The following is a 24,124-nucleotide window of genomic DNA, read 5'->3' as shown; positions in this document are numbered from 1 at the left end:
TCTCCTTTATATTAAAGATTAATTACACCGATGCCATCTATGATTTCTATAGAGGTGCCGAAGGGGGCGCTTAATTTGCTTAAATATTCGAGAATATGGTTTCCGTCTACAATAGAGGGAAGGCCTCTTTGGCTTCTTGGAGATTTCATATGCAAATCGATGGGATAAAGTTTTATTTGTTTTATTTTGCCGTCTGCTGCCGTAAAGCCTGCCATTACCGAAAGCCATATATTCGGGTCTACGGCATATCCTCTTGTTCCGTTTTTGCTTCTGTTATCCATATATTCTCCCACGGTGCTGCCGATAGGCATGGACTGCTTTTCAAAGGCGTCTGCCGGTTGAAATGCTACGGTTTCCGTCTGGAAGATGAAATTGCCAAGACTATAGAAAATGGGCTTTTCTTTATATATTTCTATGGCCCGAAGCTCATGAGGGCCATGGCCTATGACAGCGTCGGCGCCCTTTGTAATACAGAATCTTGAAAAAGACTGTAAAAATTCCGCAGGCACGGCAGTTTCTCCGTTTAAATCCTCATGAGCGTGAATGCTCATAATCACATAATCCGCCTGCCTTCTTGCCTCGCATATTGTAGAACCGATTCTTTCCATGTCCGATTGGTCGGGAGAGGTGGAAACGCCGGTTTTATCCGAAAGAATAAAACTAAGCCCGCCGAAATTTAAAACATCTTCAGAAAGAGGAGGGGCATAGCCGTTTTTAATGGATTTTAAAGCCGAAGCATTGATATAGGTTTTTTCGGCAATATCGCATAATGTATTGAAATAATCTTCTTCTAGCGTATAATAGGTTTTATATCTTAAGGGATTAAGCCCCGGCCTGCCTTTAAGAGAAGGGCTTTGATTTCCCGCTGCCGCAGAAGGATGAAAGGTAGAGCAGACGGCTATTAAAGCGACCCTTGCATTTTTCGTCTCTAAATAAGAGGGCCTTGAAGCAAGGGCAAGGTTTTCTCCGGTCCCTGCAAAAACAAGATTTCTTTCTTTTAAATTTCTGATGGTTCCCAAAAGACCTCCGTGGCCGTAATCAGAGGAATGATTATTGGCGGTATTATATAAATTGAAGCCGTATCTGCATAAATCGTCCAGAACGGAAGGGTCTGCCATGGCCCATGTTCCTCCTGACTGAGCTTCGGGATAACCTTCATTCTCATGGATAGTTATCTCAAGATTATTAAATCGTACTTGATGATTTTTAATGATTTCTGAGATTTTTCCAAGGCCTTCGTACCCTTCTTCTGAAATCCTTCTTGTAATGAAGGAATCCCCTGTGAATATAAAGCTTGTTTCCTGATTCATTCTATGTCCCCCCTTTAGTATTTTGCGGTATATTTAATGATAAGCTTATGTACAATATCAGCGGAATTTTCGGCGGCTTTGTCGCAGTTAAGCTCAAAAGAATCTACGCCGCTTTTTTCCTCATTATCGGAAATAGACCGCACTGCAATAAAGGGTACGGAATTTACATAGCATACATGGCCTATGGCGGCTGTTTCCATATCGACACAGAGAGGACTATACCTTTCGTTTATCGAAGCTCTGCCTTCTTTGTCGATAAAAGTTTCTCCTGTGGCAATTCGTCCGAAAAAGATATTTTGTGTAAATTCTTGTTCCTTTATAAGTTCACGGCAAAGGCCGAGCATATTTTCATCTCCATAAAAAAATTCAGACTGCATACAGGGGTGGCCTGCTATGATGATTTCAGGCACTACATCATGGTAGACGATTTCTGTAGAAATCACCGTATCTCCGATTTCAAGCCTTCGGTCCATGCCCCCTGCGGTACCGGATACGATAACGAAGGAAACACCATATTGCTCTATCAGTATTTGGGTAGCGATAGCGGCATTCACCTTGCAAACCCCGCATTGAACCATAACAACATCGGCATTTTCTATTTTTCCCTCTGTAAAGGCAAGCATAGACTTTTTTGACAGAATAGGTTCTTTCAGTATTTTTAGATAAGGGGCAAATTCCCGCCCGACAGGAGTTATTATTCCAATTTTACTCATTATTTCCTCCTTTTACTAAATTTAATTTTAGTTTATCAGCTATGGAAACGATACGCAATAAAAAAGGGCTGTAATCATGATTATATAGTGAATTTCTTATGAGAAATAACAAAAATCTATTCAGACAGACTCAAAAACACAGATTTCATTCAAAAACGGTATTTTTAGGTTTATCTGAATATACAGATTTTGCTACGGTTTAAATTTACGATACTTATTAAATCTCAGCAAAAGAAATGAGCAGGCCCTTGGAGAGCCTGCTTTTTTATTGTTACCGATTTTATACTAGATTTGGTAACGATAAGAGAATGCTTACTTATAGTCAATTTCAAATGAAACAGTAATAAAATTCGTATATTTTGAATGGTTTAAACATAGGGATTTTATATGTTTAAGCTGTTTATGAAAAATAGATTTTTATTACATCCTTCAGCGAAATTTACTGTAAAAAAGATTTAGAAACTTATGCGTATTTCATTTTTCAAGTTTGCTTATACACTAAGAATAGGCATAAATCAAATTAGGTCAGTAAGTAAAAGAGATGCGGTAATAGAATGTTTATAAGTACAGCCATTATATTCAGACATGAAGGATATGGCCCGCCTGCAAAGGATATAAGTGTAACCTTATGAATCCTTTGCAAGCGGGATGAACTTAAATTGACTTAAATAGGATAGGAAAAGAAGAAATCCTTTTCCCGATATGTTTATCTAAAAGATGCAATCCGAATAAAATGCTTCCGGATTGATGCTTTTATTTAATATAAGCTTATTCAAAGGCCTGCTCTATATCATTTAAGATATCGTCTATATGCTCTATACCGATGGAGAAACGGATGGTATTGGGCTTAATACCGGAGGCTTCAAGCTCTTTTTCATTCATCTGGGAATGAGTGGTAGAAGCAGGGTGGATTACAAGAGACTTAACGTCTGCAACGTTTGCAAGCAAGGAGAAAAGCTTAAGCTTATCAATAAAGTTCTTTGCTTCCTCCGCACCGCCTTTTATTTCAAAGGTAAATATGGAGCCGCCGCCGTTAGGGAAATACTTATTATAAAGCTCGTGAGTAGGGTCTTCTTTTAGAGAAGGATGGTTTACCTTTGCAACCTTAGGATGGTTCTTAAGGTAATCAACTACTTTAAGGGCATTTTCAACGTGGCGTTCTACTCTTAAGGAAAGGGTTTCGAGGCCTTGGAGGAATAAAAAGGCGTGGAAAGGAGATAAAGTAGCTCCCATATCTCTAAGGATAATGGCGCGGATATAAGTTGCGAAGGCGGCAGGGCCTACGGCTTTCGTAAAGCTTACACCATGGTAGCTTGGGTTAGGCTCTGTTAATGCAGGGAATTTCCCGGAGGCCTCCCAGTCAAATTTTCCGCTGTCTACGATAACACCGCCGAGAGTTGTTCCATGGCCGCCGAGGAATTTTGTAGCGGAATGAATTACGATGTCGGCGCCGTATTCTATGGGGCGTATCAGATAAGGGGTACCGAAGGTATTGTCTATAACGAGGGGAATTTTATTATCATGGGCAATTTTAGCTAAATTTTCTATGTCTGAAACGTCGGAGTTGGGGTTTCCTAAGGTTTCTATGAAGATAAGCTTTGTATTTTCCTTAACGGCTTCTTTTACTTCGCTTTCATTGTGTATATCTACAAAGGTAGTAGTAATTCCATACTGGGGGAATGTATGGGCAAAAAGATTGTAGGAACCGCCGTAAATGGTCTTTTGAGAAACGATATGATCTCCTGCTTTTGCAAGGGCCTGAATTGTATAAGTAACTGCCGCTGCTCCGCTTGAAAGCGCAAGGGCGGCAACACCGCCTTCTAAAGCGGCAATACGCTCTTCAAACACACCCTGTGTGGGATTCGTAAGCCTTCCGTAAATATTTCCGGCGTCGGCAAGACCAAAACGAGCCGCTGCATGGTCACAGTTATCAAAAACATAAGACGTAGTCTGGTAAATTGGAACAGCCCTTGCCCCTGTCGCAGGATCGGGGCTTTCCTGCCCTGCGTGTACCTGTATAGTTTCAAAACGATAGCCTTTTTTCTCGTTATTGCTCATAATATCATCCTTTCTTGAATCAGAGTATATACTTATTTAACTTTAGAATAGGGTTCTTAAATTTTAAAGTTAATTTACTATATTTGTATAGAGGAAAGATTTATATAAGGCCCTCGGGCCTTGCTCTTAAAAAAATGGCAGGGAGCATCGCTCCCTGCCATATAAAGGTATTAAGATTAAATTACATGAAATCTTAAAATTTATATTGCGTTTTCAACCCTTTTAGAGGTATATGAAGAAGCATGCATATTGTTATTTTCTGTATAGCAAAACCAGCACATGGGCATACACATGTGCATATACATAGGCATTATGCTTTTGAAAATAACATTGTTATTCTGCATGAAGCTTCCTCCTAAAGAGATTTTGAAAATAAGTAATCAGAATTTAAGTATAAAGTTTATAAATCAAAGTTTCTTCTGAAATTTTTAATAGTATACCATAAGGGGCATTATTAATCAACTTTGAATTTTGAATAGAATTTACCGAAAAAATTAATGAAACATAGATATTCTGTTTAAATTATATAAAATTATTCCATTGGGCATACAGAATATTTTCGTTTTTTTGCCCCATAAAGCTAAGAGTTAATAAAATTATTACGGATTCATCTATATAAACATAAAAAATTGTGAAGATATACAAAGATGAGGAGTATAGTAAGTTTAGTGAAACAGTAATAAAACCGTATATTCACGATCGTTCAAAAATATACTGTTTCCAAAGGAAATCCACGTTTTTTAGTTGAAGCGAATCGGTTTTTGTTGCTCTTTATAAGAAATTTACTATAAATAGTTTTTAAGAAAATATCTATGTATAGTAAATAAAGACATTTTTGTCTTTATTTACTATAAGATTAATTGAAAGAAATAAAAGGCCGAAGGCATATACCTTCGGCCTTAAAATATCTTTTAGGAAAAGAAGTTCAGATACGCATTAAATAAATCCAATACCATTAAGAGCCCTATAAATATCAAAAGACCTCCGGAGATAATTTTTATGGTCTTGAAATTTCTTTTTATAAATCCCATAGCCCCTTGGAGTTTATTCCATAATAAGGCTGTAAGTAAAAAGGGGATTCCCAGGCCTACAGAAAATACAAAGAGAAGAAAAATCCCTGCGTATAATGTGGAAGTATTGGAGGCCATAAGGAGGGCGGCCCCAAGGAATGCCCCAAGGCAAGGGGTCCAGCCTACGGAAAAGGCGGCGCCGAATACTGCGCTTGAAAAGAAATTCAAATTACTGGTGTTTGCCTCTAAGGAAGTTACCTTATTCAGAAAAGGAATTTTCAGGAGACCTATGTAATTGAGGCCGAATAAAATCATGATTACGCCGCCTATTTTTGAAAGGGCATTTCTGTGAGCGCTTAAAAGGCTCCCTATGCCTGAAGCGGCGGCACCGAGCAGTACAAATATTACGGCAAAGCCTGCAATAAAGCCTAAGGTGTTGATAATCAGTTTTTTCTTGTTGGAATCGACGCTATTTCCGCCGCAAAGATACATAAGATATACGGGAAGCATCGGCAATATACAAGGAGAGAGGAAGGCTAAAAAACCCTCTGAAAAAACCAGAGCTACGAGAGATAAAGTCATTTCGGGGGCTATTTGGTTAAGCATCGCCCTGAGCCTCCTCTATTAGCTTTACTACGGCATCATAGTCGGTCATTCCGATTACAAAACCTGAAAGATAACCTTCGCTGTTAATAACAACGGTTGTAGGGTAGCTCTGAACTCCAAATATGGAATATCCCACTTCGCCGTAGTCGTAAAGAACAGGAAAGGTATATTCATTTTCTTCTATGAATTTATCGGCGTCTGCCTTTGTTTCTCTTCCAAAAGTTTGATTCAGCATCAAAATGACAACGTCTTCTTCTGCATAATTGTCATGAAGCTCTTGAAAATCCGGCATTTCTGCCTTACAGGGAGGGCACCAGCTGGCCCAGAAGTTAAGCACCACGGTTTTACCTGTGTAATCGGAAAGCGTATAAGTTTCACCGTCCATTGATGTAAGCTCAAAATCAGGTACAGGAGGCAAATCGGCTAAGGTGGTTGCACTTTCCGAAGCATCTTCGGAAGGCTCGGCAGAAGGGGATTCAGAGGCCTCTTCTGATGGCGGAGAGGTGCTTTGCGTACTGCTTTCATTTCCATCAGAGGAACTGCAGGAAGCAAATAGCAATACCATGGAAAGGGATAAAACTAAATATATTATTTTCTTCAATAAAAACATCCTTTCTTTGAAACGCCGCTCTTGCAAAGAAATATTAAGCCGAAGGTTTCCATTTGCGTTAAATTAAAGGAGCTTGATTGCTAAAAAGGTTTACAGGATATAGTACCTTTTATAGGTTTTATGAAATAGCAAATTTTTGTAAAGAAGTAAGAAAAACCGATTCCCTATAGGCTCAAAAACACGGAGTTCTTTAGAACAGTACATTTTGAGCCCTTGTGAATATACGGTTTTGTTCCTGTTTAATTTTAAATTTACTATACATGTTAGAAGTTCGCATTTATGCCCTTTATTATTTATTGCTGTTTATGAGAACCTTGATAAAATCGTCCATTCTGGCGCAATCTAAGCAGTAATCCACCTCAAGGCCGTTCCGCTCCCCGGAAACGATTCCTGCATGCCTTAAAACGGCAAGATGTCTTGATACGGAAGACTGGGGAACATTAAGCTTTGTATAGAGCGCCGTCACATTCGTATTGTTTACACACAGCTCTTCTAATATTCTGAGGCGGAGGGGATGGGCAAGAGCTTTCAGCATTTCAGCTTTTTTTTCATATTTGTCCAGGTTTGAACTCATAAATATCATCACCTTATATTCTTATATTCAGATATAGTAATTTAATATCCCTTTTTTGTCAATTGCTTCTTCTGGAGAATATTATATGTAAATAGAAATTATACACTATTTACGGGCATATGTCTTATTTTAAAAGCTTTTATGCAATATCAAAACCTATATTGCCAAATATATAATATTATTTAAAATAAGTTGACAATAAACATACAACATGAGATAATACAAGAAACAAATATAACGATATGTTGCCGAATGGACAATAAAAGGAGGATAAAGATGACTTTTGAAGAAATGAAGGACATGCTTATCAATTATAAAAACATGACGAAGACAGTATATAGGCTCCAAGAAGAAATAAAGCTTATAAAAGAATCCGTAAATTCCATAAGAGAGGCAAAGGCATATAATCCTTCGGGGCTTCCATCGGGAAACAGATTTAAAGACGAAACCTACGAAAAGGCCGTTAAAATAACGGAAGAATATGAAAAACGCCTTAATAAGCTTTTTGAAAACGTGGAAGAAATATATTCTGCTCAAAAAAAGATTACAAGCCTTATGGACATGCTTACAGAGGAAGAAAGAAAAGTAATAGAAGCAAGATACATTTTAGGCTTAAAATGGGATATTATTCCCATGAGGACTTATATGAGCAGAGCCACCTGCTTCAGGCATCACGATGCGGCAATAACAAAGATGATTCAATGGGCCGACGGGATTTAAAAAATATATAATTATTTCAATAAATACATCAATTTAATTCCCCCTTTAATAATATATATATAAGGAAGATGATTTCTTTAGGGCGGTGAGCTGTTAAAAGCTTACTTTATTATTAATGATGAACACGAACTTAGAAAACAGGGAGGATATGGTTCAGAAATGTTCTGTGAACTTAGGGCACATAGTAAATTTTCTGTAAAGATGTAATAAAACCGATTCACTAATATAGTAATATAGCTTTAAGGCAGTAACAAAAAACTATTCTTTATAAATGGCTTCATCTGTAGAAGCGTTTAAATGAAGCCATTCAAAATATACGCTTTTTGTTACCCTGTTTAAGGTATATTACGATAGGCTCAAAAACATGGATTTCCTCTGTAAATGATACATTTATGAGTCAAAGTAAATATAGGGTTTTATTACGGTATTAACTTTAAATTTACTATAATCGTTTAGATTGTTCTGCAATCCAAATCTTATTGAAAGGAATGATATTTTATGAGTATCAATACTATTTCAGATATGACGGGAATGGCCGTCCAAGTAGGCATTATTATGGGAATTGCCCAAATTGCAAAGGGCCTTGGCATAAATGTAAAATATATTCCTATTTTAAATATTGCCATAGGAATTTTACTTTCCATACTTATTGTACCCGAGGATATAAGGCTCGGTATATTTAACGGAATAATCGCAGGGCTTTCCGCCAGCGGCTTATATAGCTCACAGAAAAATGTGATTGAAGGAATAAAGGAAGAAAGATAATATAAAAAAGCATGGGGTGACCCCCATGCTTTTTTTGCGGTTTTAACCTTTTATCCATTGTAAAAATGGAAATATAGTAAATTTATCATAAAGAAGCAGCAAAAACCTATTCCCGGCAGGCTCAAAAACACGGATTTCCTTCGGAAACGGTACATTTTTGAGCCTTCGTGAATATACGGTTTTGCTACTATTTAACTTTAAATTTACTATAAACATTCTCATAACAATGATTTAATATGGAAAGGATATTTTTAGCCGTCTGATTTTTATTTTTATCTTTTTAGTATAGGCAAATACTTGAATTTATTGGTTTCATTATAAATTAAAAAAATATTGACAAAATGAAATCTCAGGATTATAATTTTATAGTATGCCGAATTTAGGCAGTTTTTTTAATCTGCCAAAAATAAGGACATCAGCAAAAAATATATCTTAGGCAGATAGAGCGCTGAAGGGAGCAGAACAGAATGCCCCGAAGGCAGCTCAATTGTAAAATTAAGGAGGTGCAATATGCCGACATTTAACCAGTTGGTAAGAAAAGGCAGACAAGTTAACAAACGCAAGTCAACTGCGCCAGCTCTTCAGAAAAACTTAAACACTTTAAGAAAAAGAATGACTGACGCACACAGCCCTCAGAAAAGAGGAGTTTGTACGGCTGTTAAAACAGCTACACCTAAAAAGCCTAACTCTGCATTACGTAAAATTGCAAGGGTACGTCTTTCAAACGGTATGGAAGTAACAGCTTATATCCCAGGCGAAGGCCACAACCTTCAGGAGCATAGCGTTGTTCTTATCAGAGGCGGTAGGGTTAAAGACGTTCCCGGTGTGCGTTATCACATCGTTCGCGGAACTCTTGATACTGCAGGTGTTGCCAAGAGAAAACAGGCTCGTTCCAAATACGGCGCTAAGCGCGGTAAAAAATAGGCTTTTTGCCCTTAGTGCTTAAAGCTTTCACTTGCTTAATATTTTACAATCTGCCGAAAGAATGATTATATAAAGTATTAGGCATGAACGTGAGGGTTTAACCTTTGCGAGTACCTTTGATAGAATTATTTTGATTAAGGAGGGAAGTAACGTGCCAAGAAAAGGACATGTACCCAAAAGAGACGTTTTGCCGGATCCTTTGTACAATTCTAAAGTTGTTACAAAGCTTATAAACTCAATTATGCTGGACGGCAAAAAAGGCGTTGCTCAGAAAATCGTATATAACGCATTTAGTCAGGTAGCTGATAAAAGAGGCGCCGATGCTTTAGAGTCTTTCGAAGAAGCGCTCAATAACATCATGCCCGTTCTCGAGGTTAAAGCGAGACGTGTAGGCGGTGCAACATATCAGGTTCCTATGGAAATCCGCCCTGAAAGAAGGCAGGCATTAGGCCTTAGATGGCTTGTGACCTACTCAAGAAGAAGAAGCGAAAGAAAGATGGAAGACCGTCTTGCTAATGAAATATTAGACGCTTTAAATTCAACAGGCGGTTCCGTTAAGAAAAAAGAAGAAGTGCATAAGATGGCAGAAGCCAACAGGGCATTCAGCCATTATAAATGGTAATATATACGGATTTAAAATAAAATTCGTATAAAGAAGTTTTAGTGACCTTTAAAGGAATTTTTCTTTAAAGGCCTAAGTTTATGAAGGAGGAGTAATTGTGTCAGGTAGAGCTTTCCCACTGGAAAAAACACGTAATATCGGGATTATGGCGCATATCGATGCAGGTAAAACGACTCTTACTGAACGTATATTGTACTATACAGGCCGTACTTATAAAATCGGCGATACCCATGAGGGTACAGCCACTATGGACTGGATGGAACAAGAGCAGGAGAGAGGAATTACCATTACATCTGCTGCCACTACAACACAGTGGGAGAACAACAGAATTAATATAATTGATACGCCGGGACACGTTGACTTTACAGTAGAGGTAGAAAGATCCTTAAGAGTGCTTGATGGTGCCGTAGGTGTTTTCTGCGCCAAAGGCGGCGTTGAGCCTCAGTCTGAAACAGTTTGGCGTCAAGCCGATAAATATCATGTGCCAAGAATGGCATTTGTAAATAAGATGGATATTATGGGCGCCGATTTTTATAACGTGGTTTCCATGATAAAAGAAAGACTTGGAGCCAATGCGGTTCCTGTTGAAATCCCTATTGGTGCCGAGGATTTATTTAAAGGTGTTATTGATTTGATGGAAATGAAGGCCTATATCTACAATGATGATAAAGGCGATGATATTTCTGTTATAGATATTCCCGATGATTACAAAGAAAAAGCGGAAGAAATGAGATTTGCAATGGTTGAGTCAATTTCCGAAACCGATGAAGAGCTTATGGAAAAATATCTCTCAGGTGAGGAACCAACTGTTGAAGAGCTTAAAAAAGCCATGAGAAAGGCCTGCATCGCAACCGATGTCATCCCTGTTTTCTGCGGCTCCGCTTATAAAAACAAAGGCGTACAGAAGCTTCTTGACGGTGTTGTTGAATATATGCCTTCACCTATAGATATTCCTGCTATAAAGGGTATTGACCCTGATACGCAGGAAGAGGTTGAAAGACGTTCATCCGATACAGAGCCGTTTTCAGCTCTTGCCTTTAAAATCATGAACGACCCCTTCGTAGGAAAGCTTGCTTTCTTCAGGGTTTACTCAGGCGTTTTAGAAAGCGGTTCTTACGTATATAACTCTACTAAGGGTAAAAAGGAAAGAATAGGCCGTATCCTTCAGATGCATGCCAATCACCGTCAGGAAATAGACAAGGTTTACTCAGGCGACATTGCCGCCGCCGTAGGCCTTAAGTTTACAACTACAGGTGATACCCTCTGCTTTGAAAACAACGAGGTTATTCTTGAATCCATGAATTTCCCTGAACCTGTTATTGACGTTGCTATTGAGCCTAAAACAAAAGCAGGCAGAGATAAAATGGGTATTGCTCTTGCAAAGCTTTCCGAGGAAGACCCAACTTTCAGAACCTATACCAATAACGACACAGGACAGACGATTATTTCCGGTATGGGAGAACTTCACCTTGAAATTATCGTTGACAGACTTTTAAGAGAGTTTAAGGTAGAAGCAAATGTTGGTAAGCCTCAGGTTGCATATAAAGAAGCATTTACAAAATCCGTTGAGGTTGAAGGCAAGTATATTAAACAGTCCGGCGGCCGCGGTCAGTATGGTCATTGTAAGGTTCGTTTTGAACCTATGGACGCAAATGACGCAGATAAGCCTTATGAATTCGTTAACGCTATCGTAGGCGGCGTTGTTCCAAGAGAATATATCCCTGCAGTTGACAACGGTATCAAAGAAGCAATGCAGTCCGGTATCATCGGCGGCTATCCCGTATTGGGCGTAAAAGCGACTCTTTATGACGGAAGCTACCATGATGTTGACTCATCTGAAATGGCGTTTAAAATAGCCGGTAGTATGGCATTTAAAGAAGCGATGAGAAAAGGTGACCCGATTCTCTTAGAGCCTATTATGAAAGTTGATATCACTGTTCCCGAGGAATACATGGGCGATGTTATTGGTGACGTTAACAGCCGTAGGGGACGTATAGAAGGTATGGAAGCAAGAAATAATGCTCAGATTATCCATTCCTATGTACCTCTTGCAGAAATGTTCGGATATGCTACAGACCTTCGTTCAAAGACACAGGGCCGCGGCGTATACGCTATGGAAGTTCATCATTTTGATCCTGTTCCAAAGTCAATTCAGGAAAAAATCATTTCCGGCAAAAGCGTAGACTAAAAGTCTTCGCATTAAGGTAATTTAATTCCTTAAACAGCCTCCTTAGAGTGGAGCAGGGCTTAAATAAAGCTTGTTTTAAGGATTGAACAAAAGCTTGCATTATTATAATAAAATTAATATAATGTAGTAGATAAATATACAAAGCATATTAAATTAATGAAATCAATATTTCTTAATTTTTAAGGAGGAAAAGAAGAATGGGTAAGGCTAAATTTGAAAGAACCAAACCACACGTTAATATCGGAACCATCGGACACGTTGACCATGGTAAAACTACTACTACTGCTGCTATAACAAAGGTTCTCCATACTAAATATAACTTAGGTGAAGAAGTTGCTTTCGATAAAATCGACAAGGCTCCTGAGGAAAAAGAGCGCGGTATCACTATTTCTACAACACACGTTGAGTATGAGACTCCTAACCGTCACTATGCTCACGTTGACTGCCCAGGACATGCTGACTACGTTAAAAACATGATTACTGGTGCTGCTCAGATGGACGGCGCTATCTTAGTTGTTGCTGCTACAGACGGTCCTATGGCTCAGACAAGAGAGCATATTCTCTTAAGCCGTCAGGTTGGTGTTCCCAAGATGGTTGTTTGGATGAACAAATGTGACATGGTTGATGACGAAGAGCTTCTTGACTTAGTTGAAATGGAAATCAGAGAGCTTCTTTCCGAGTACAACTTCCCAGGCGATGATATCCCTGTAATCAGAGGTTCCGGTCTTCAGGCTCTTGAAGATCCTAACGGCCCTTGGGCAGATAAAATAATCGAGCTTATGGAAGCTGTTGACAGCTATATTCCAGACCCAGAAAGAGATACAGACAAACCTTTCTTAATGCCTGTTGAGGACGTATTCTCAATCACTGGCCGCGGAACTGTTGCTACAGGCCGTGTAGAAAGAGGAACTGTTAAAGTTTCTGAGGAAGTTGAAATCGTTGGTTTATCCGAAGCTCCACGTAAAGTTGTTGTAACTGGTGTTGAAATGTTCCATAAGCTTCTTGATCAGGCTCAGGCCGGTGACAACATTGGTGCGCTTCTTCGTGGTGTTCAGAGAACTGAAATCGAAAGAGGACAGGTTCTTGCAAAACCAGGCTCAATCACACCTCACACAAACTTCAAAGCTCAGGTTTACGTTTTAACTCAGGAAGAGGGCGGACGTCACAAACCTTTCTTCAATAACTACCGTCCACAGTTCTATTTCAGAACTACAGACGTTACAGGCGTTATCACTTTACCAGAAGGCACTGAAATGTGCATGCCTGGCGATAACGTAGAAATGAACATCGAGCTTATTACTCCTATCGCTATGGAGCAGGGTCTTACATTCTCTATCCGTGAAGGCGGAAGAACTGTTGGCGCTGGAAACGTTTCCGAAATCGTTAAGTAATTTAGCTTAATAATTAAAAGGGTATTGCAGATTGCAATACCCTTTTTTTTTGTTTAAAGCTTCTTAATGTTTAATCAGGGACGGTTACAGTGAATTTAAAATGAAACAGAAACAAAACCGTATAGCCGAATAAACCCTAAAATACATTTTAAAAGAAATATACTATCATAAATAAACTTAAAAAGAGATTAAGTTTATTTATGATAAAGACAATTCCATATGTTTTTGAGTAGTATAAAAAGGCATGAGCTCAGAGAACGGCAGATGTGTTTTAAAGATGCTCTGTGAACTTAAAAGCTGTGGTTTAGATTGTCTTACAATCCAATTTTATTGGATATACAACTATAAAAAAGCTATATTAGTCGAAATCAGGTATTGTTATTAGCGGTTTTACAATTGGCAGGGGTTCAGCCAGATTTTAAAAGTTTGGGTGTTTTTTATCAGGGGAACTCCTGTTGCAACACAGCTTTTCTTTTTCTATTACGGCTAGCAAGTCAAATATACGGAGGTCTGCAGCAGATTGTTTCACGGCGTTTGCCTGAAACGGCAGTCAGGGTTTTATCTGTATGCACTATCCATTCAGGTCCTCAGGATAAGGCAAGCCAAGCGGCTGACCTCTAAAGAGGGTATCTTTGAGCTGCATGTATAGTAAATTTCTCATAGGAAGTAATAAAAATCTATTCCCTAAAGACTCAAAAATATGCTGCTTTCTGGGGAAACCTGTATATTTAAACTATAGACAATAGGCTTTTGCGGCTGTTTTACTTTTATATAACTATATTAAAGGCAGAAAACCCATAATTCATGGTGTTTTCTGCCTTTTGATTTAAATATAGAGTATGATTAAAATATTAAAGCTCTATTTTACCATGGGCCTTTTCAAAGCCCTCCACATGCTTTTTTATAAGCATTTCTACTTCCCGATTAGCTGAACGGGCATTATATTCCGCTATATAGCGGAGCTTTAAAAGAAGCTTCGGATCGATTCGTACAGTAAATTGCGGTAGCTTTGACGGCATAAGAAAGACCTCCTTTTGGTGTCACCTTTTAAGAAAAAGATAGCATAATTTAACACTCATGAACGGTATTGACATCAATATGACAACACCATATAATAAATGTTATTGCTAGAAAGGTGGTTAAAATATGCCGGATTATAAAGAAATGTATTTTCAGCTTGCTGCAAAGGTTGAAGACGCTATTGAACTTCTTATTGAAGCAAAGCGTAAATGCGAAGAAGAATACATCAAAGATGAAGATACAGGCAGCCTAAAAGAATTAAACAATAAAAAACCGGAAAATTAGCAGAATACTATGATTAACAAACTTGGTTTAAAATTTGTTAATCATAAAGGGACACTCACCTAAAATACTTTACAAGCTTACCTTGTATTATTTTAATTCCGCTTGATATAGTAAAATAATTTAATTAGAGTAACAAAAACCGTATATTTTATACTTAGTGAATCTGAAAATACTTACAGGGAAGCTGTAAAAGGGTTTTCAGGTGAACGCTCCCAAAGATATTTTCATCTTTGTTGACTATGAAGGGCTTAATATAAGCGCTCCTATTATACTAAACCGCTTATAAAAATAGGTTTTTGTTATTGCTTTAAAGCTATTTTACTGTATTATCGAAAAGAAGTCTATTTTGCTAGAAATAAACTTATGTCGGCTAAATATTCTATAAAATACCCTGTGTAATATAAAATTTTACAAAATATGGTTTTTCTATAAAGAAAACATGAAATATAAAGGATTTTTTCAAAAAAACCTTGCATAGGAGCTTTTATTATAGTATAATCTTAACGTTGTGACATTTGGCAGGGATATTATGCCCATAGGGCTTTATACCCAGTTGCCATAAAGCGATGATGTGGAAGGTTGCTGCATAATGCAGGTAATTTCCATGAGCGAAGGCATATCTTTTCTTAGATACCAAGGTTTTCCTTGTGCCGTTTCACGGTGCCAATGTCCAGTTCAAGAAACCGGGCGACAAAGTCACTGTAACATAATATCGGGAAAATTAATCTTACGAAAGATATAATTTGTGTTTAGATTTATGACACACCCGGCAAAGTGTAACAGTCTTGACTGTCGTGCTGAGAAAGTTAAAGTACGAGAAGGAGGGACTTTTTTTATGGCAAATCAGAAAATCCGTATTAACCTTAAGGCTTATGATCACAAGCTTATCGACAAGTCTGTGGCTCAGATCATCGACACGGTGAAGAAGACAGGCGCTGAAATTTCCGGCCCCATTCCTCTTCCAACAAAGAAGGAAGTTGTTACTATACTTAGAGCTGTTCATAAGTATAAAGACAGCCGCGAGCAGTTCGAGATGAGAACACATAAAAGGTTAATCGACATTTTAATGCCTACACCAAAGACGGTTGACGCGTTAACTCGCCTTGATCTTCCCGATGGTGTGGATATTACATTAAAGATTATGAACTAATCAATTACCAACTTTAGGGTTTTTATATAACTAGAACTCCTAGATATTAACCCTAGAATGATTGCCCAAAAGGGTAATCCGCTGTAGAGATCAGGAGGTGCATATTTAATGAAGAAAGCGATTATTGGCAAGAAAATCGGTATGACACAAGTTTTCTCCGACACAGGCATCATGATTCCGGTTACTGTTATTGAAGCCGGCCCATGCCCAGTAGTTCAGAAGAAAACAGTTGAAACCGACGGTTACAACGCAGTTCAGATAGGATTTGGCGATGTAAAAGAAAAACATCTCACAAAGCCTGAAAAAGGACATTTTGCAAAAGCAGGCGTTGCGATTAAAAAGGTATTAAGAGAGTTCAGGCTTGACGATATTTCAGGATACGAAATCGGTTCTGAAATTAAGGCAGATATCTTTACTCCGGGAGACAAGGTTGACGTTTCCGGCGTTTCCAAAGGAAAAGGCTATCAGGGCCCAATCAAGAGACATGGTCAGTCAAGAGGACCTATGGCTCATGGTTCCAAATATCACAGAGGCGTAGGCTCCATGGGTTCCGCCACCAGCCCCGGTAAAGTTCCTAAGGGCAAGAAAATGGCAGGTCACATGGGTAGCGAAAACGTTACAATTCAGAATCTTGAAATCGTACGTGCCGACGCGGAAAAGAACCTTATATTGATTAAGGGCGCAATACCAGGCGCCAAAGGCTCTGTTATCTGCATTAAAGATAGCGTTAAGGCCTAATCTTTTGGAAAGGAGGAAGTAAGATGGCTAAAGTTTCAGTATACAATATGAATGGACAGAAAACAGGCGAAATGGAGCTTAACGATGACATATTCGGCATAAAACCCAATATGGACGTTGTTCACATGAGCGTAGTTCAGTATCTGGCAAATCAAAGACAAGGCACACAGTCTGCTAAAACCCGCGCTGAAGTAAGAGGCGGCGGCAGAAAGCCCTGGAGACAAAAAGGAACAGGAAGGGCACGTCAAGGCTCTATCCGTTCACCCCAGTGGAAGGGCGGCGGTGTAGTATTTGCTCCGAAGCCAAGAGATTATTCCTTTAAATTAAACAAGAAGGTGAAGAGACTTGCGCTCAAGTCCGCTTTATCCCAGAAGGTAATAGAGGAAAAACTCATTGTTTTGGAGGATCTTAAATTAAACGAGATCAAAACAAAGGAAATGAAGAAGGTTGTTGATTCCCTTAATCTTAATAAGGCGCTTTTCGTTTTAGAAGGCAGCGACAATAAAAATGTTCTTCTTTCTGCAAGAAATCTTCCAAATGTAAAAACAGCCGGAGTAAACTCCATTAATGTTTACGATATATTAAAATTCGAAAATTTCGTAGTAACAAAAGAAGCTGTTGAAAAAATGCAGGAGGTGTACGCATAATGGCAGATTTAAAATACTATGACGTAATTTTGAAGCCTGTAGTAACAGAGCAGACCATGAATGACATGGCCGACAAAAAGTATACCTTCTACGTACACACAGACGCAACAAAGGTTCAGATTAGGGACGCTGTTGAGAAGATGTTTGAAGGAACAAAAGTTGAATATGTAAACACAATCAACTTAAAAGGCAAAGTAAGAAGAAGAGGCGCAACCTCCGGTCTTACTGCAAAGAAGAAAAAAGCAATTGTTCAGCTTAAGGCTGAAAGCAAAGAAATAGAGTTATTCCAGGGAATGTAATCTATTGATAACTCTTTATCAGTAATTTTTCGCAAATTATCTGTTTAGAAGCCTCGCTTCAAAAGTATGGGACAGAGAAAAGTATGGAAAATTACAATAAGTGCTTGAAAAGAGTATAAATTCTCTTTTCAGACACGCCATTAACCATACCATAGAAAGGAAGTAAAATCGTGGGCGTTAAAAGATATAAACCATATACCCCGTCAAGAAGACATATGACGGTTTCTGATTTTTCCGAGATCACTAAGAGCACACCGGAAAAAAGCCTCGTTGTTCAGATTAAGAAGTTCAGCGGCAGAAACAACCAGGGTAAAATTACCGTTCGTCATCACGGCGGCGGAGCCAAGAAAAAATACAGAATCATCGACTTTAAAAGAAATAAAGACGGAGTGCCGGCAACAGTTAAGGGAATCGAATACGATCCTAACAGAACTGCTAATATAGCGCTTTTATTCTACGCCGATGGAGAGAAAAGATATATTTTAGCTCCTTACGGATTAAAAGTTGGCGATGTTTTAGTAAGCGGCCCAGACGCAGAAATTAAAATAGGAAACGCGCTTCCTATGAAAAACATTCCTATCGGTACTGAAATCCACAATATCGAAATGAAAAAGGGTGTTGGCGGTCAGCTTGTTCGTTCCGCAGGAAACAGCGCTCAGCTTATGGCAAAAGAAGGCAAGTATGCAACAGTTAGACTTCCCTCCGGAGAAATGAGACTTCTTCCTATCGATTGCAGAGCCACAGTAGGACAGGTTGGAAATATTGATCACGAGCTTATCACAGTAGGTAAAGCCGGACGTAAACGTCACATGGGCATCAGACCTACCGTAAGAGGTTCCGTAATGAACCCCAACGACCATCCTCACGGCGGTGGCGAAGGCAAGGCGCCTATCGGACGTCCGGCACCTTCTACACCTTGGGGCAAGCCAGCGCTTGGCTATAAAACAAGGAAGAAAAACAAAGCTTCCAACAAGTACATTATTCACAAACGTACTAAATAATAGAGCTTACCCTCCCCTTTGGGGAGTGAGATTATTCCATATAGGCAGTAAATCGTTAAAGGCTGCCTGAAGTTTTTAAAAAGGAGGAAAAAGAATTGAGTAGATCACTTAAAAAGGGCCCGTTTGCAGACGACCACCTTCTTAAAAAAGTTGAAGAGCAGAACAAAGCAAACACAAAAAATGTGATTAAAACATGGTCCCGCCGTTCTACGATTTTCCCTGAAATGATTGGGCACACCATAGCCGTTCACGACGGAAGAAAACACGTGCCTGTTTATATAACAGAGGATATGGTTGGACATAAGCTTGGCGAGTTCGCTTTGACAAGAACTTACAGAGGTCACGGTAAAGACGCCGATAAGAAGTCTAAGGTTCGTTAATTCGTTTGGAAGGAGGTTTTAAGAAATGGCAAAAGGGCATAGAAGTCAGATAAAGAAAGAAAGAAACGAAAAAAACAGAGATAACCGCCCTAAAGCTCACGCAAGATTCGTGCGTGTGTCAGATACAAAGGCAAGAATTGTTCTTAATCAGATTAAGGGCAAAGATATCGCCATGGCAAAAGGGCTTTTGACATATTCTCCTAGATATGCAGCAGATGTTATATTGAAGGTATTGAATTCCGCTGTTGCCAATGCAGAAAACAATTTGGGTATGGATGTAGACAAGCTTTTTGTTGAAGAAGTTTTTGCCAATCAGGGACCTACAATGAAGAGAATACGTCCCAGAGCGAAAGGCAGAGCTTACAGGATATTAAAGAAAACAAGTCATATATCCATTATTCTTAATGAAAGATAAGGAGGTAAACAATGGGCCAAAAAGTTAATCCCCATGGACTCAGAGTCGGCATTATTAAAGACTGGGATTCTGTATGGTATGCGGGAAAAGACAATTTTTCCAAGTATTTAGTGGAAGACAATAAGCTTAGAGTATATATAAAAGAAAAACTCTTTTCTGCTGGAGTTTCAAGAATCGTAATTCAGAGAACCTCCGAGAGAGTTAGAATCACAATATATGCAGCGAAACCCGGTATTATCATAGGAAGAAGCGGCGCGGCTATCCAAGAGCTTTCCGACGAGCTTCAGAAGATGACCGAGCAGAAGGTGCTTATCAATATAGAAGAAATCAAACGTCCCGAGTTAGACGCACAGCTTGTTGCAGAAGATATTGCAAAGCAGCTTGAAAGCCGCGTTACATTCAGAAGGGCTATGAAACAATCCATGAGCCGTACTATGAAAATGGGCGCTCTTGGTATCAAAACACAGTGCTCAGGCCGTTTAGGCGGTGCCGATATGGCTAGAACAGAGCATTACCACGACGGAACTATTCCCCTTCAGACTTTGAGGGCGGATATCGATTACGGTTTTGCCGAAGCAAATACAACCTACGGAAAAACAGGCGTAAAGGTATGGATTTATAAAGGTGAAGTTCTTCCTGAAAAAGCATCTAAAAGGGAAGGGAGCGATAAATAATGTTAAGCCCTAAAAGAGTAAAAAGACGTAAACAATTCAGAGGCCGTATGAAAGGTAAAGCTTTAAGAGGCAATACCATAACTTACGGTGAATACGGTATCGTTGCAATGGATCCGGGCTGGGTTACATCGAATCAGATAGAGGCTGCCCGTATCGCTATGACAAGACACATTAAACGTGGCGGTAAGGTTTGGATTAAAATATTCCCTGATAAACCAATCACCACAAAGCCTGCTGAAACCCGTATGGGTAGCGGAAAAGGTTCTCTTGAATACTGGGTAGCAGTTGTTAAGCCCGGCAGAGTAATGTTTGAGATCGCCGGCGTTGATGAAGAAACCGCTAGGGAAGCTTTAAGGCTTGCTATTCATAAGTTGCCTATTAAATCTAAAATAGTTTCACGTGCAGAACAGGAAATGGATGGTGATAGCAGTGAAAACTAAGAATTTCGTTGATGATTTAAATAAAAAATCAGATGCTGAGTTAAAAACTGAGCTTGTAAACGCAAAGAAGGAATTATTCAACTTAAGATTCCAAAATGCTACCAACCAGCTTGATAATACAGCAAGAATAAACGACGTTCGCAAGAACATCGCAAGAATACAAACAGTGATAACTCAGAAGCAAAAAGGCCTGATTAAATAGTGAGAGGAGGAATTCCAAGTGGAAAGAAATCTTCGTAAAGTAAGAGTTGGCAAGGTTGTCAGCGACAAAATGGATAAAACCATCGTCGTTGCTGTTGAAAATAAAGTTAGACACCCACTTTACAAAAAAATCATAAAAAGAACCTATAAATTGAAAGCCCATGACGAAAACAATGAATGCGGCATCGGCGATACAGTTAGGGTTATGGAGACCCGTCCTCTTTCTAAAGAGAAAAGATGGCGTTTGGTTTCAATCATAGAAAAAGCAAAATAGTTCCGGAGAAAATGCTTTTAAAGCATTTTTACTTCATTATCTAGGAGGTAAATCAAAATGGTACAACAGGAAACCAGACTCGTTGCTGCCGATAATTCCGGAGCAAAAGAGTTATTATGTATCCGCGTATTAGGCGGTTCCACCAGAAGATACGGCAACGTAGGAGACGTTATCATCGCCAGCGTTAAAGATGCAACACCCGGCGGCGTTGTAAAGAAGGGCGATGTTGTGAAAGCCGTTATCGTTCGTACGAAAAAGGGCGTTTCCCGTCCTGATGGAAGCTATATTCGTTTCGACGATAATGCAGCCGTAATCATAAAAGATGATAAAAACCCAAGAGGCACACGTATTTTCGGGCCGGTAGCCAGGGAACTTAGAGAGAGACATTATATGAAAATTCTTTCTCTGGCCCCGGAAGTATTATAGGAGGTGCGAAGGTGAGCAATATGAAAATTAAAAGAGGCGATAAAGTAGTTATTATTGCCGGTAAAGATAAAGACAAAGAGGGCAAGGTCCTCCATGTGGACAGAAAGAGCAACCGTCTTATCGTTGAAGGCGTGAATATGATTCACCGCCACACGAAGCCAAGAGGCGGCCAGCCGGGCTCAATCATCAATAAAGAAGCCCTGATCCACGCTTCTAATGTTATGTATATTCACAACGGAAAGCCTACAAGAATTGGCTATAAGCTTGAAGAAACAGAGAAAAACGGAAAGAAAGTAACAGTTAAAAAGCGCATAGCCAAATCCACAGGCGAGGTTATAGATTAGTATTTGGGAAGGAGGTATTTCTTAAGTGAACAGGCTTAGAGAATTTTATGAAGCTGAAGTAGTAGACGCTATGATGAAGAAATTTTCATATAAAAATAAATTGGAAGTTCCTAAAATCGAAAAGATCGTTGTAAACATGGGTCTTGGAGAGGCGAAGGAAAATCCTAAAGTATTGGAAGCAGCCGTTAACGACATGGCCATTATATCCGGTCAGAAGCCTATAGTAACAAAGGCAAAAAAGAGCGTTGCAGCTTTCAAATTAAGGGCTGGAATGAACATTGGATGCAAAGTTACCTTAAGGGCAGACAAAATGTATTCCTTTGCAGACAGACTTATAAACGTTGCTCTTCCTCGTGTTCGTGACTTCAGAGGTATAAATCCCGACGCGTTTGACGGTAGAGGAAATTATACCTTAGGTATTCGCGAGCAGCTTATATTCCCTGAAATCCAGTATGATAAAATAGACAAAATTAGAGGCATGGATATTGTATTTGTTACTACTGCAAAGACCGATGAAGAAGCAAAAGAGCTTCTTACACTTTTCGGCATGCCATTTAGAAAGTAAGGGAGGATAGATCATGGCTAAAACGTCAATGAAAATAAAACAGCAGCGTACCCCTAAGTTTTCCACCAGAGCTTATACAAGATGCGAAATTTGCGGAAGGCCACACGCTGTTCTCAGAAAATATGGCATCTGCCGTATTTGCTTTAGAAATTTAGCCTACAAGGGCCAGATTCCTGGTGTTAAGAAGGCAAGTTGGTAAATGAGGGAAGGGAGGTTTTTATAAATGTCAATGCAAGATCCAATTGCAGATATGCTTACAAGAATAAGAAATGCGAACAGTGCAAAGCATGACACTGTAGATATACCTGCATCGAGAGTTAAAATTGCCATAACAGATATCTTAGTAAACGAAGGTTATGTTAAAGGTTACGAAGTCATTGAAGACGGAATCAAAAAAACAATCCGCGTTACTTTAAAATACGGCAAGAGCAAGAACGAAAAGGTTATTTCAGGCATTAAGAGAATATCAAAGCCCGGCCTCAGAGTTTACGCCAACTGCGAAGACATGCCCAAAGTATTAAACGGACTTGGCACAGCCATTGTTTCAACAAATCAGGGCATTATCACAGATAGAGATGCAAGAAAGCTCAATGTAGGCGGAGAGGTATTAGCTTACGTTTGGTAAGAAGGAATCAGGGAAGTCTATCCTTTGCTAAAGCAAAGGAAGACAATTCATAAAAATGCGTAGAAGCATTCGCATTATGAAAGCAATGAAGTTTATTCTGCACTAAAGTGCAGAAAAACAAATCAAGGAAGTTTTTCCTACACAAAGAGTAGGAAACCGTTTCATAAAAATGCGTAGAACCATTCGCATTTTTATTACACTAACTAGGAGGTGCAGAACATGTCACGTATAGGAAGAATGCCTGTTGCTATTCCAGCGGGAGTAGACGTAAAATTAGAGGCAGGCAACCTTTTAACCGTGAAGGGGCCTAAGGGAACTCTTCAGAGAAAATTGGTTGATGACATGAATATCGCGATTGAAGACGGTCACATTGTAGTTACAAGACCGAGTGAGTTAAAAAAGCATAAAGCATTGCATGGTTTAACCAGGGCTTTAATATTCAATATGGTTGAGGGCGTTACCAACGGTTACGTTAAGAACCTTGAAATTCAAGGTGTAGGCTATAGGGCTGCTAAGGCAGGCAATAAGCTTACATTAACTCTTGGATATTCACACCCGGTAGAAATGACAGACCCGGAGGGTGTTACCTCTACGGTTGAAGGAACCAATAAAATAACCGTTTCCGGTATTGATAAGGAAAAAGTAGGCCAGTATGCGGCCGAAATCAGATCCAAACGTGCTCCTGAGCCTTATAAGGGCAAGGGTATCAGATACGCAGGCGAAAAGGTTAGACGTAAAGTCGGAAAAACCGGTAAGAAATAGTAAAGGGGTGAAATCCATATGATTATGAAGCCATCGAGAAGTAAGGCTAGAGAAAAACGCCATTACAGGCTTAGAAATAAAATAAACGGCACAGCTTCAAAGCCAAGATTGGCAGTATTCAGGTCAAACAGCCATATTTACGCTCAGCTTATTGACGATGTGGCAGGCCACACTTTAGCGGCAGCCTCTACTATGGAGAAGTCTCTTGCAGAAAGCCTTAAGAGCACATCTAACGTAGAAGCAGCGAAGATAATAGGCGCCGAGATCGGTAAAAGGGCAGTAGAAAAGGGCATAACAGAAGTAGTATTTGACCGCGGCGGATATGTATACCACGGTAAAGTTAAGGCTCTTGCAGACGCTGCCAGAGAAGCCGGCCTGAATTTTTAA

33 protein-coding genes are annotated in these 24,124 nt (G+C 39.3%); 25 read left to right on the top strand and 8 right to left on the bottom strand.

The features are described 5' to 3' along the window. Nucleotides 1-11: 11 nt before the first annotated feature. The 7 genes from NBX03_RS13495 to NBX03_RS13465 form a co-directional block, all read right to left on the bottom strand. Nucleotides 12-1,310, bottom strand: coding sequence for a CapA family protein (locus NBX03_RS13495; RefSeq protein ID WP_250228296.1), 1,299 nt, complete (start codon nt 1,308-1,310; stop codon nt 12-14). Nucleotides 1,311-1,324: 14 nt separating this feature from the next. Then, on the bottom strand, nt 1,325-2,023 hold the full coding sequence (gene mtnN, locus NBX03_RS13490; protein WP_250228295.1) for a 5'-methylthioadenosine/S-adenosylhomocysteine nucleosidase: 699 nt from the start codon (nt 2,021-2,023) through the stop codon (nt 1,325-1,327). Nucleotides 2,024-2,791: 768 nt separating this feature from the next. Beyond that, a complete protein-coding gene (locus NBX03_RS13485; protein ID WP_250228294.1) occupies nt 2,792-4,081 on the bottom strand; it encodes an O-acetylhomoserine aminocarboxypropyltransferase/cysteine synthase family protein in 1,290 nt (429 codons plus the stop codon). A gap of 200 nt (nt 4,082-4,281) precedes the next feature. Continuing rightward, the gene (locus NBX03_RS13480; protein ID WP_250228293.1) at nt 4,282-4,425 is read right to left on the bottom strand and encodes a hypothetical protein; all 144 of its coding nucleotides are present in this window, start codon (nt 4,423-4,425) and stop codon (nt 4,282-4,284) included. Nucleotides 4,426-4,992: 567 nt separating this feature from the next. Then, nucleotides 4,993-5,697 (bottom strand): cytochrome c biogenesis CcdA family protein, encoded by a 705-nt coding sequence (locus NBX03_RS13475; RefSeq protein WP_250228292.1) that lies wholly within the window; start codon nt 5,695-5,697, stop codon nt 4,993-4,995. After that, the gene (locus tag NBX03_RS13470) at nt 5,690-6,298 is read right to left on the bottom strand and encodes a TlpA family protein disulfide reductase (protein WP_250228291.1); all 609 of its coding nucleotides are present in this window, start codon (nt 6,296-6,298) and stop codon (nt 5,690-5,692) included. Before NBX03_RS13470 ends, NBX03_RS13475 begins: the two co-directional genes overlap by 8 nt. 298 nt (nt 6,299-6,596) lie before the next feature. Next, nucleotides 6,597-6,881 carry an ArsR/SmtB family transcription factor gene (locus tag NBX03_RS13465; protein WP_250228290.1) on the bottom strand — a complete coding sequence of 95 codons (285 nt, stop codon included), beginning with the start codon at nt 6,879-6,881 and terminating at the stop codon, nt 6,597-6,599. A gap of 276 nt (nt 6,882-7,157) precedes the next feature. Here NBX03_RS13465 and NBX03_RS13460 point away from each other — a divergent pair, with 276 nt between their 5' ends. The 6 genes from NBX03_RS13460 to tuf all read left to right on the top strand — a co-directional run bounded on the left by NBX03_RS13460 (nt 7,158) and on the right by tuf (nt 13,491). Next, a complete protein-coding gene (locus NBX03_RS13460) occupies nt 7,158-7,601 on the top strand; it encodes a hypothetical protein (protein ID WP_250228289.1) in 444 nt (147 codons plus the stop codon). Between the two features lie 498 nt (nt 7,602-8,099). Continuing rightward, complete coding sequence (locus NBX03_RS13455; protein WP_250228288.1) at nt 8,100-8,366, top strand: holin; 267 nt, start codon at nt 8,100-8,102, stop codon at nt 8,364-8,366. Nucleotides 8,367-8,876: 510 nt separating this feature from the next. Beyond that, nucleotides 8,877-9,290 (top strand): 30S ribosomal protein S12, encoded by a 414-nt coding sequence (rpsL, locus tag NBX03_RS13450; protein WP_250228287.1) that lies wholly within the window; start codon nt 8,877-8,879, stop codon nt 9,288-9,290. Between the two features lie 151 nt (nt 9,291-9,441). Then, the gene (gene rpsG / locus NBX03_RS13445) at nt 9,442-9,912 is read left to right on the top strand and encodes a 30S ribosomal protein S7 (protein ID WP_250228286.1); all 471 of its coding nucleotides are present in this window, start codon (nt 9,442-9,444) and stop codon (nt 9,910-9,912) included. 97 nt (nt 9,913-10,009) lie between these two features. Continuing rightward, nucleotides 10,010-12,100 (top strand): elongation factor G, encoded by a 2,091-nt coding sequence (gene fusA / locus NBX03_RS13440; protein WP_267134857.1) that lies wholly within the window; start codon nt 10,010-10,012, stop codon nt 12,098-12,100. 197 nt (nt 12,101-12,297) lie between these two features. Next, on the top strand, nt 12,298-13,491 hold the full coding sequence (gene tuf / locus NBX03_RS13435; protein WP_250228285.1) for an elongation factor Tu: 1,194 nt from the start codon (nt 12,298-12,300) through the stop codon (nt 13,489-13,491). Nucleotides 13,492-14,342: 851 nt separating this feature from the next. On the opposite strand, the gene NBX03_RS13430 is transcribed toward tuf, so the two are convergent. Further along, the gene (locus tag NBX03_RS13430; protein ID WP_250228284.1) at nt 14,343-14,510 is read right to left on the bottom strand and encodes an Arc family DNA-binding protein; all 168 of its coding nucleotides are present in this window, start codon (nt 14,508-14,510) and stop codon (nt 14,343-14,345) included. Nucleotides 14,511-14,637: 127 nt separating this feature from the next. On the opposite strand from NBX03_RS13430, the gene NBX03_RS13425 reads away from it, so the two are divergent. The 19 genes from NBX03_RS13425 to rplR all read left to right on the top strand — a co-directional run bounded on the left by NBX03_RS13425 (nt 14,638) and on the right by rplR (nt 24,124). Beyond that, nucleotides 14,638-14,796 (top strand): hypothetical protein, encoded by a 159-nt coding sequence (locus NBX03_RS13425; RefSeq protein ID WP_250228283.1) that lies wholly within the window; start codon nt 14,638-14,640, stop codon nt 14,794-14,796. A gap of 835 nt (nt 14,797-15,631) precedes the next feature. Next, nucleotides 15,632-15,946: a 30S ribosomal protein S10 gene (rpsJ, locus tag NBX03_RS13420; protein ID WP_250228282.1), complete on the top strand. Its 315-nt coding sequence runs from the start codon at nt 15,632-15,634 to the stop codon at nt 15,944-15,946. 108 nt (nt 15,947-16,054) lie between these two features. After that, a complete protein-coding gene (gene rplC / locus NBX03_RS13415; protein WP_250228281.1) occupies nt 16,055-16,684 on the top strand; it encodes a 50S ribosomal protein L3 in 630 nt (209 codons plus the stop codon). A 23-nt stretch (nt 16,685-16,707) separates the two neighbouring features. Continuing rightward, nucleotides 16,708-17,331: a 50S ribosomal protein L4 gene (gene rplD / locus NBX03_RS13410; RefSeq protein WP_250228280.1), complete on the top strand. Its 624-nt coding sequence runs from the start codon at nt 16,708-16,710 to the stop codon at nt 17,329-17,331. After that, a complete protein-coding gene (rplW, locus tag NBX03_RS13405) occupies nt 17,331-17,630 on the top strand; it encodes a 50S ribosomal protein L23 (RefSeq protein WP_250228279.1) in 300 nt (99 codons plus the stop codon). The genes rplD and rplW overlap by 1 nt, the downstream gene beginning before the upstream one ends. A 170-nt stretch (nt 17,631-17,800) precedes the next feature. Further along, complete coding sequence (rplB, locus tag NBX03_RS13400) at nt 17,801-18,631, top strand: 50S ribosomal protein L2 (RefSeq protein WP_250228278.1); 831 nt, start codon at nt 17,801-17,803, stop codon at nt 18,629-18,631. Between the two features lie 95 nt (nt 18,632-18,726). Further along, on the top strand, nt 18,727-19,011 hold the full coding sequence (rpsS, locus tag NBX03_RS13395) for a 30S ribosomal protein S19 (RefSeq protein WP_250228277.1): 285 nt from the start codon (nt 18,727-18,729) through the stop codon (nt 19,009-19,011). A 25-nt stretch (nt 19,012-19,036) separates the two neighbouring features. Beyond that, nucleotides 19,037-19,426 carry a 50S ribosomal protein L22 gene (rplV, locus tag NBX03_RS13390; RefSeq protein WP_250228276.1) on the top strand — a complete coding sequence of 130 codons (390 nt, stop codon included), beginning with the start codon at nt 19,037-19,039 and terminating at the stop codon, nt 19,424-19,426. Between the two features lie 11 nt (nt 19,427-19,437). Continuing rightward, nucleotides 19,438-20,100 (top strand): 30S ribosomal protein S3, encoded by a 663-nt coding sequence (gene rpsC, locus NBX03_RS13385; protein WP_250228275.1) that lies wholly within the window; start codon nt 19,438-19,440, stop codon nt 20,098-20,100. Further along, nucleotides 20,100-20,540 carry a 50S ribosomal protein L16 gene (rplP, locus tag NBX03_RS13380; RefSeq protein ID WP_250228274.1) on the top strand — a complete coding sequence of 147 codons (441 nt, stop codon included), beginning with the start codon at nt 20,100-20,102 and terminating at the stop codon, nt 20,538-20,540. The genes rpsC and rplP overlap by 1 nt, the downstream gene beginning before the upstream one ends. Next, on the top strand, nt 20,530-20,742 hold the full coding sequence (gene rpmC / locus NBX03_RS13375) for a 50S ribosomal protein L29 (protein WP_250228273.1): 213 nt from the start codon (nt 20,530-20,532) through the stop codon (nt 20,740-20,742). The genes rplP and rpmC overlap by 11 nt, the downstream gene beginning before the upstream one ends. Nucleotides 20,743-20,760: 18 nt before the next feature. Further along, on the top strand, nt 20,761-21,015 hold the full coding sequence (gene rpsQ, locus NBX03_RS13370; RefSeq protein ID WP_267134856.1) for a 30S ribosomal protein S17: 255 nt from the start codon (nt 20,761-20,763) through the stop codon (nt 21,013-21,015). A 57-nt stretch (nt 21,016-21,072) separates the two neighbouring features. Next, on the top strand, nt 21,073-21,441 hold the full coding sequence (gene rplN / locus NBX03_RS13365; RefSeq protein WP_250228271.1) for a 50S ribosomal protein L14: 369 nt from the start codon (nt 21,073-21,075) through the stop codon (nt 21,439-21,441). Nucleotides 21,442-21,452: 11 nt separating this feature from the next. Further along, complete coding sequence (gene rplX / locus NBX03_RS13360; protein ID WP_250228270.1) at nt 21,453-21,785, top strand: 50S ribosomal protein L24; 333 nt, start codon at nt 21,453-21,455, stop codon at nt 21,783-21,785. 25 nt (nt 21,786-21,810) lie between these two features. Beyond that, entirely contained in the window at nt 21,811-22,350 is a 540-nt protein-coding gene (rplE, locus tag NBX03_RS13355) for a 50S ribosomal protein L5 (RefSeq protein WP_250228269.1), read from the top strand. A 13-nt stretch (nt 22,351-22,363) separates the two neighbouring features. Beyond that, nucleotides 22,364-22,549, top strand: coding sequence for a type Z 30S ribosomal protein S14 (locus NBX03_RS13350; protein WP_250228268.1), 186 nt, complete (start codon nt 22,364-22,366; stop codon nt 22,547-22,549). Nucleotides 22,550-22,573: 24 nt separating this feature from the next. Continuing rightward, a complete protein-coding gene (gene rpsH, locus NBX03_RS13345; protein WP_250228267.1) occupies nt 22,574-22,975 on the top strand; it encodes a 30S ribosomal protein S8 in 402 nt (133 codons plus the stop codon). Between the two features lie 219 nt (nt 22,976-23,194). Next, nucleotides 23,195-23,737, top strand: coding sequence for a 50S ribosomal protein L6 (rplF, locus tag NBX03_RS13340; protein WP_250228266.1), 543 nt, complete (start codon nt 23,195-23,197; stop codon nt 23,735-23,737). A gap of 18 nt (nt 23,738-23,755) precedes the next feature. Continuing rightward, complete coding sequence (gene rplR / locus NBX03_RS13335; protein WP_250228265.1) at nt 23,756-24,124, top strand: 50S ribosomal protein L18; 369 nt, start codon at nt 23,756-23,758, stop codon at nt 24,122-24,124.

Origin of the sequence: Anaeropeptidivorans aminofermentans (genome assembly GCF_940670685.1) — a bacterium.
Taxonomy (GTDB): Bacteria; Bacillota; Clostridia; order Lachnospirales; family UBA5962; genus Anaeropeptidivorans; species Anaeropeptidivorans aminofermentans.
The sequence above is the reverse complement of the archived record's forward strand: the minus strand, read 5'-3'. Positions and strand labels throughout refer to the sequence as shown.

What these genes read in the sequence shown, in the direction of transcription:
- NBX03_RS13495 (WP_250228296.1), bottom strand. Translation starts at nt 1,310, where the DNA reads ATGAATCAGGAAACAAGCTTTATATTCACAGGGGATTCCTTCATTACA.
- mtnN (WP_250228295.1), bottom strand. Translation starts at nt 2,023, where the DNA reads ATGAGTAAAATTGGAATAATAACTCCTGTCGGGCGGGAATTTGCCCCT.
- NBX03_RS13485 (WP_250228294.1), bottom strand. Translation starts at nt 4,081, where the DNA reads ATGAGCAATAACGAGAAAAAAGGCTATCGTTTTGAAACTATACAGGTA.
- NBX03_RS13480 (WP_250228293.1), bottom strand. Translation starts at nt 4,425, where the DNA reads ATGCAGAATAACAATGTTATTTTCAAAAGCATAATGCCTATGTATATG.
- NBX03_RS13475 (WP_250228292.1), bottom strand. Translation starts at nt 5,697, where the DNA reads ATGCTTAACCAAATAGCCCCCGAAATGACTTTATCTCTCGTAGCTCTG.
- NBX03_RS13465 (WP_250228290.1), bottom strand. Translation starts at nt 6,881, where the DNA reads ATGAGTTCAAACCTGGACAAATATGAAAAAAAAGCTGAAATGCTGAAA.
- NBX03_RS13460 (WP_250228289.1), top strand. Translation starts at nt 7,158, where the DNA reads ATGACTTTTGAAGAAATGAAGGACATGCTTATCAATTATAAAAACATG.
- NBX03_RS13455 (WP_250228288.1), top strand. Translation starts at nt 8,100, where the DNA reads ATGAGTATCAATACTATTTCAGATATGACGGGAATGGCCGTCCAAGTA.
- rpsL (WP_250228287.1), top strand. Translation starts at nt 8,877, where the DNA reads ATGCCGACATTTAACCAGTTGGTAAGAAAAGGCAGACAAGTTAACAAA.
- tuf (WP_250228285.1), top strand. Translation starts at nt 12,298, where the DNA reads ATGGGTAAGGCTAAATTTGAAAGAACCAAACCACACGTTAATATCGGA.
- NBX03_RS13430 (WP_250228284.1), bottom strand. Translation starts at nt 14,510, where the DNA reads ATGCCGTCAAAGCTACCGCAATTTACTGTACGAATCGATCCGAAGCTT.
- NBX03_RS13425 (WP_250228283.1), top strand. Translation starts at nt 14,638, where the DNA reads ATGCCGGATTATAAAGAAATGTATTTTCAGCTTGCTGCAAAGGTTGAA.
- rpsJ (WP_250228282.1), top strand. Translation starts at nt 15,632, where the DNA reads ATGGCAAATCAGAAAATCCGTATTAACCTTAAGGCTTATGATCACAAG.
- rplC (WP_250228281.1), top strand. Translation starts at nt 16,055, where the DNA reads ATGAAGAAAGCGATTATTGGCAAGAAAATCGGTATGACACAAGTTTTC.
- rplD (WP_250228280.1), top strand. Translation starts at nt 16,708, where the DNA reads ATGGCTAAAGTTTCAGTATACAATATGAATGGACAGAAAACAGGCGAA.
- rplW (WP_250228279.1), top strand. Translation starts at nt 17,331, where the DNA reads ATGGCAGATTTAAAATACTATGACGTAATTTTGAAGCCTGTAGTAACA.
- rplV (WP_250228276.1), top strand. Translation starts at nt 19,037, where the DNA reads ATGGCAAAAGGGCATAGAAGTCAGATAAAGAAAGAAAGAAACGAAAAA.
- rpsC (WP_250228275.1), top strand. Translation starts at nt 19,438, where the DNA reads ATGGGCCAAAAAGTTAATCCCCATGGACTCAGAGTCGGCATTATTAAA.
- rplP (WP_250228274.1), top strand. Translation starts at nt 20,100, where the DNA reads ATGTTAAGCCCTAAAAGAGTAAAAAGACGTAAACAATTCAGAGGCCGT.
- rplN (WP_250228271.1), top strand. Translation starts at nt 21,073, where the DNA reads ATGGTACAACAGGAAACCAGACTCGTTGCTGCCGATAATTCCGGAGCA.
- NBX03_RS13350 (WP_250228268.1), top strand. Translation starts at nt 22,364, where the DNA reads ATGGCTAAAACGTCAATGAAAATAAAACAGCAGCGTACCCCTAAGTTT.
- rpsH (WP_250228267.1), top strand. Translation starts at nt 22,574, where the DNA reads ATGTCAATGCAAGATCCAATTGCAGATATGCTTACAAGAATAAGAAAT.
- rplF (WP_250228266.1), top strand. Translation starts at nt 23,195, where the DNA reads ATGTCACGTATAGGAAGAATGCCTGTTGCTATTCCAGCGGGAGTAGAC.
- rplR (WP_250228265.1), top strand. Translation starts at nt 23,756, where the DNA reads ATGATTATGAAGCCATCGAGAAGTAAGGCTAGAGAAAAACGCCATTAC.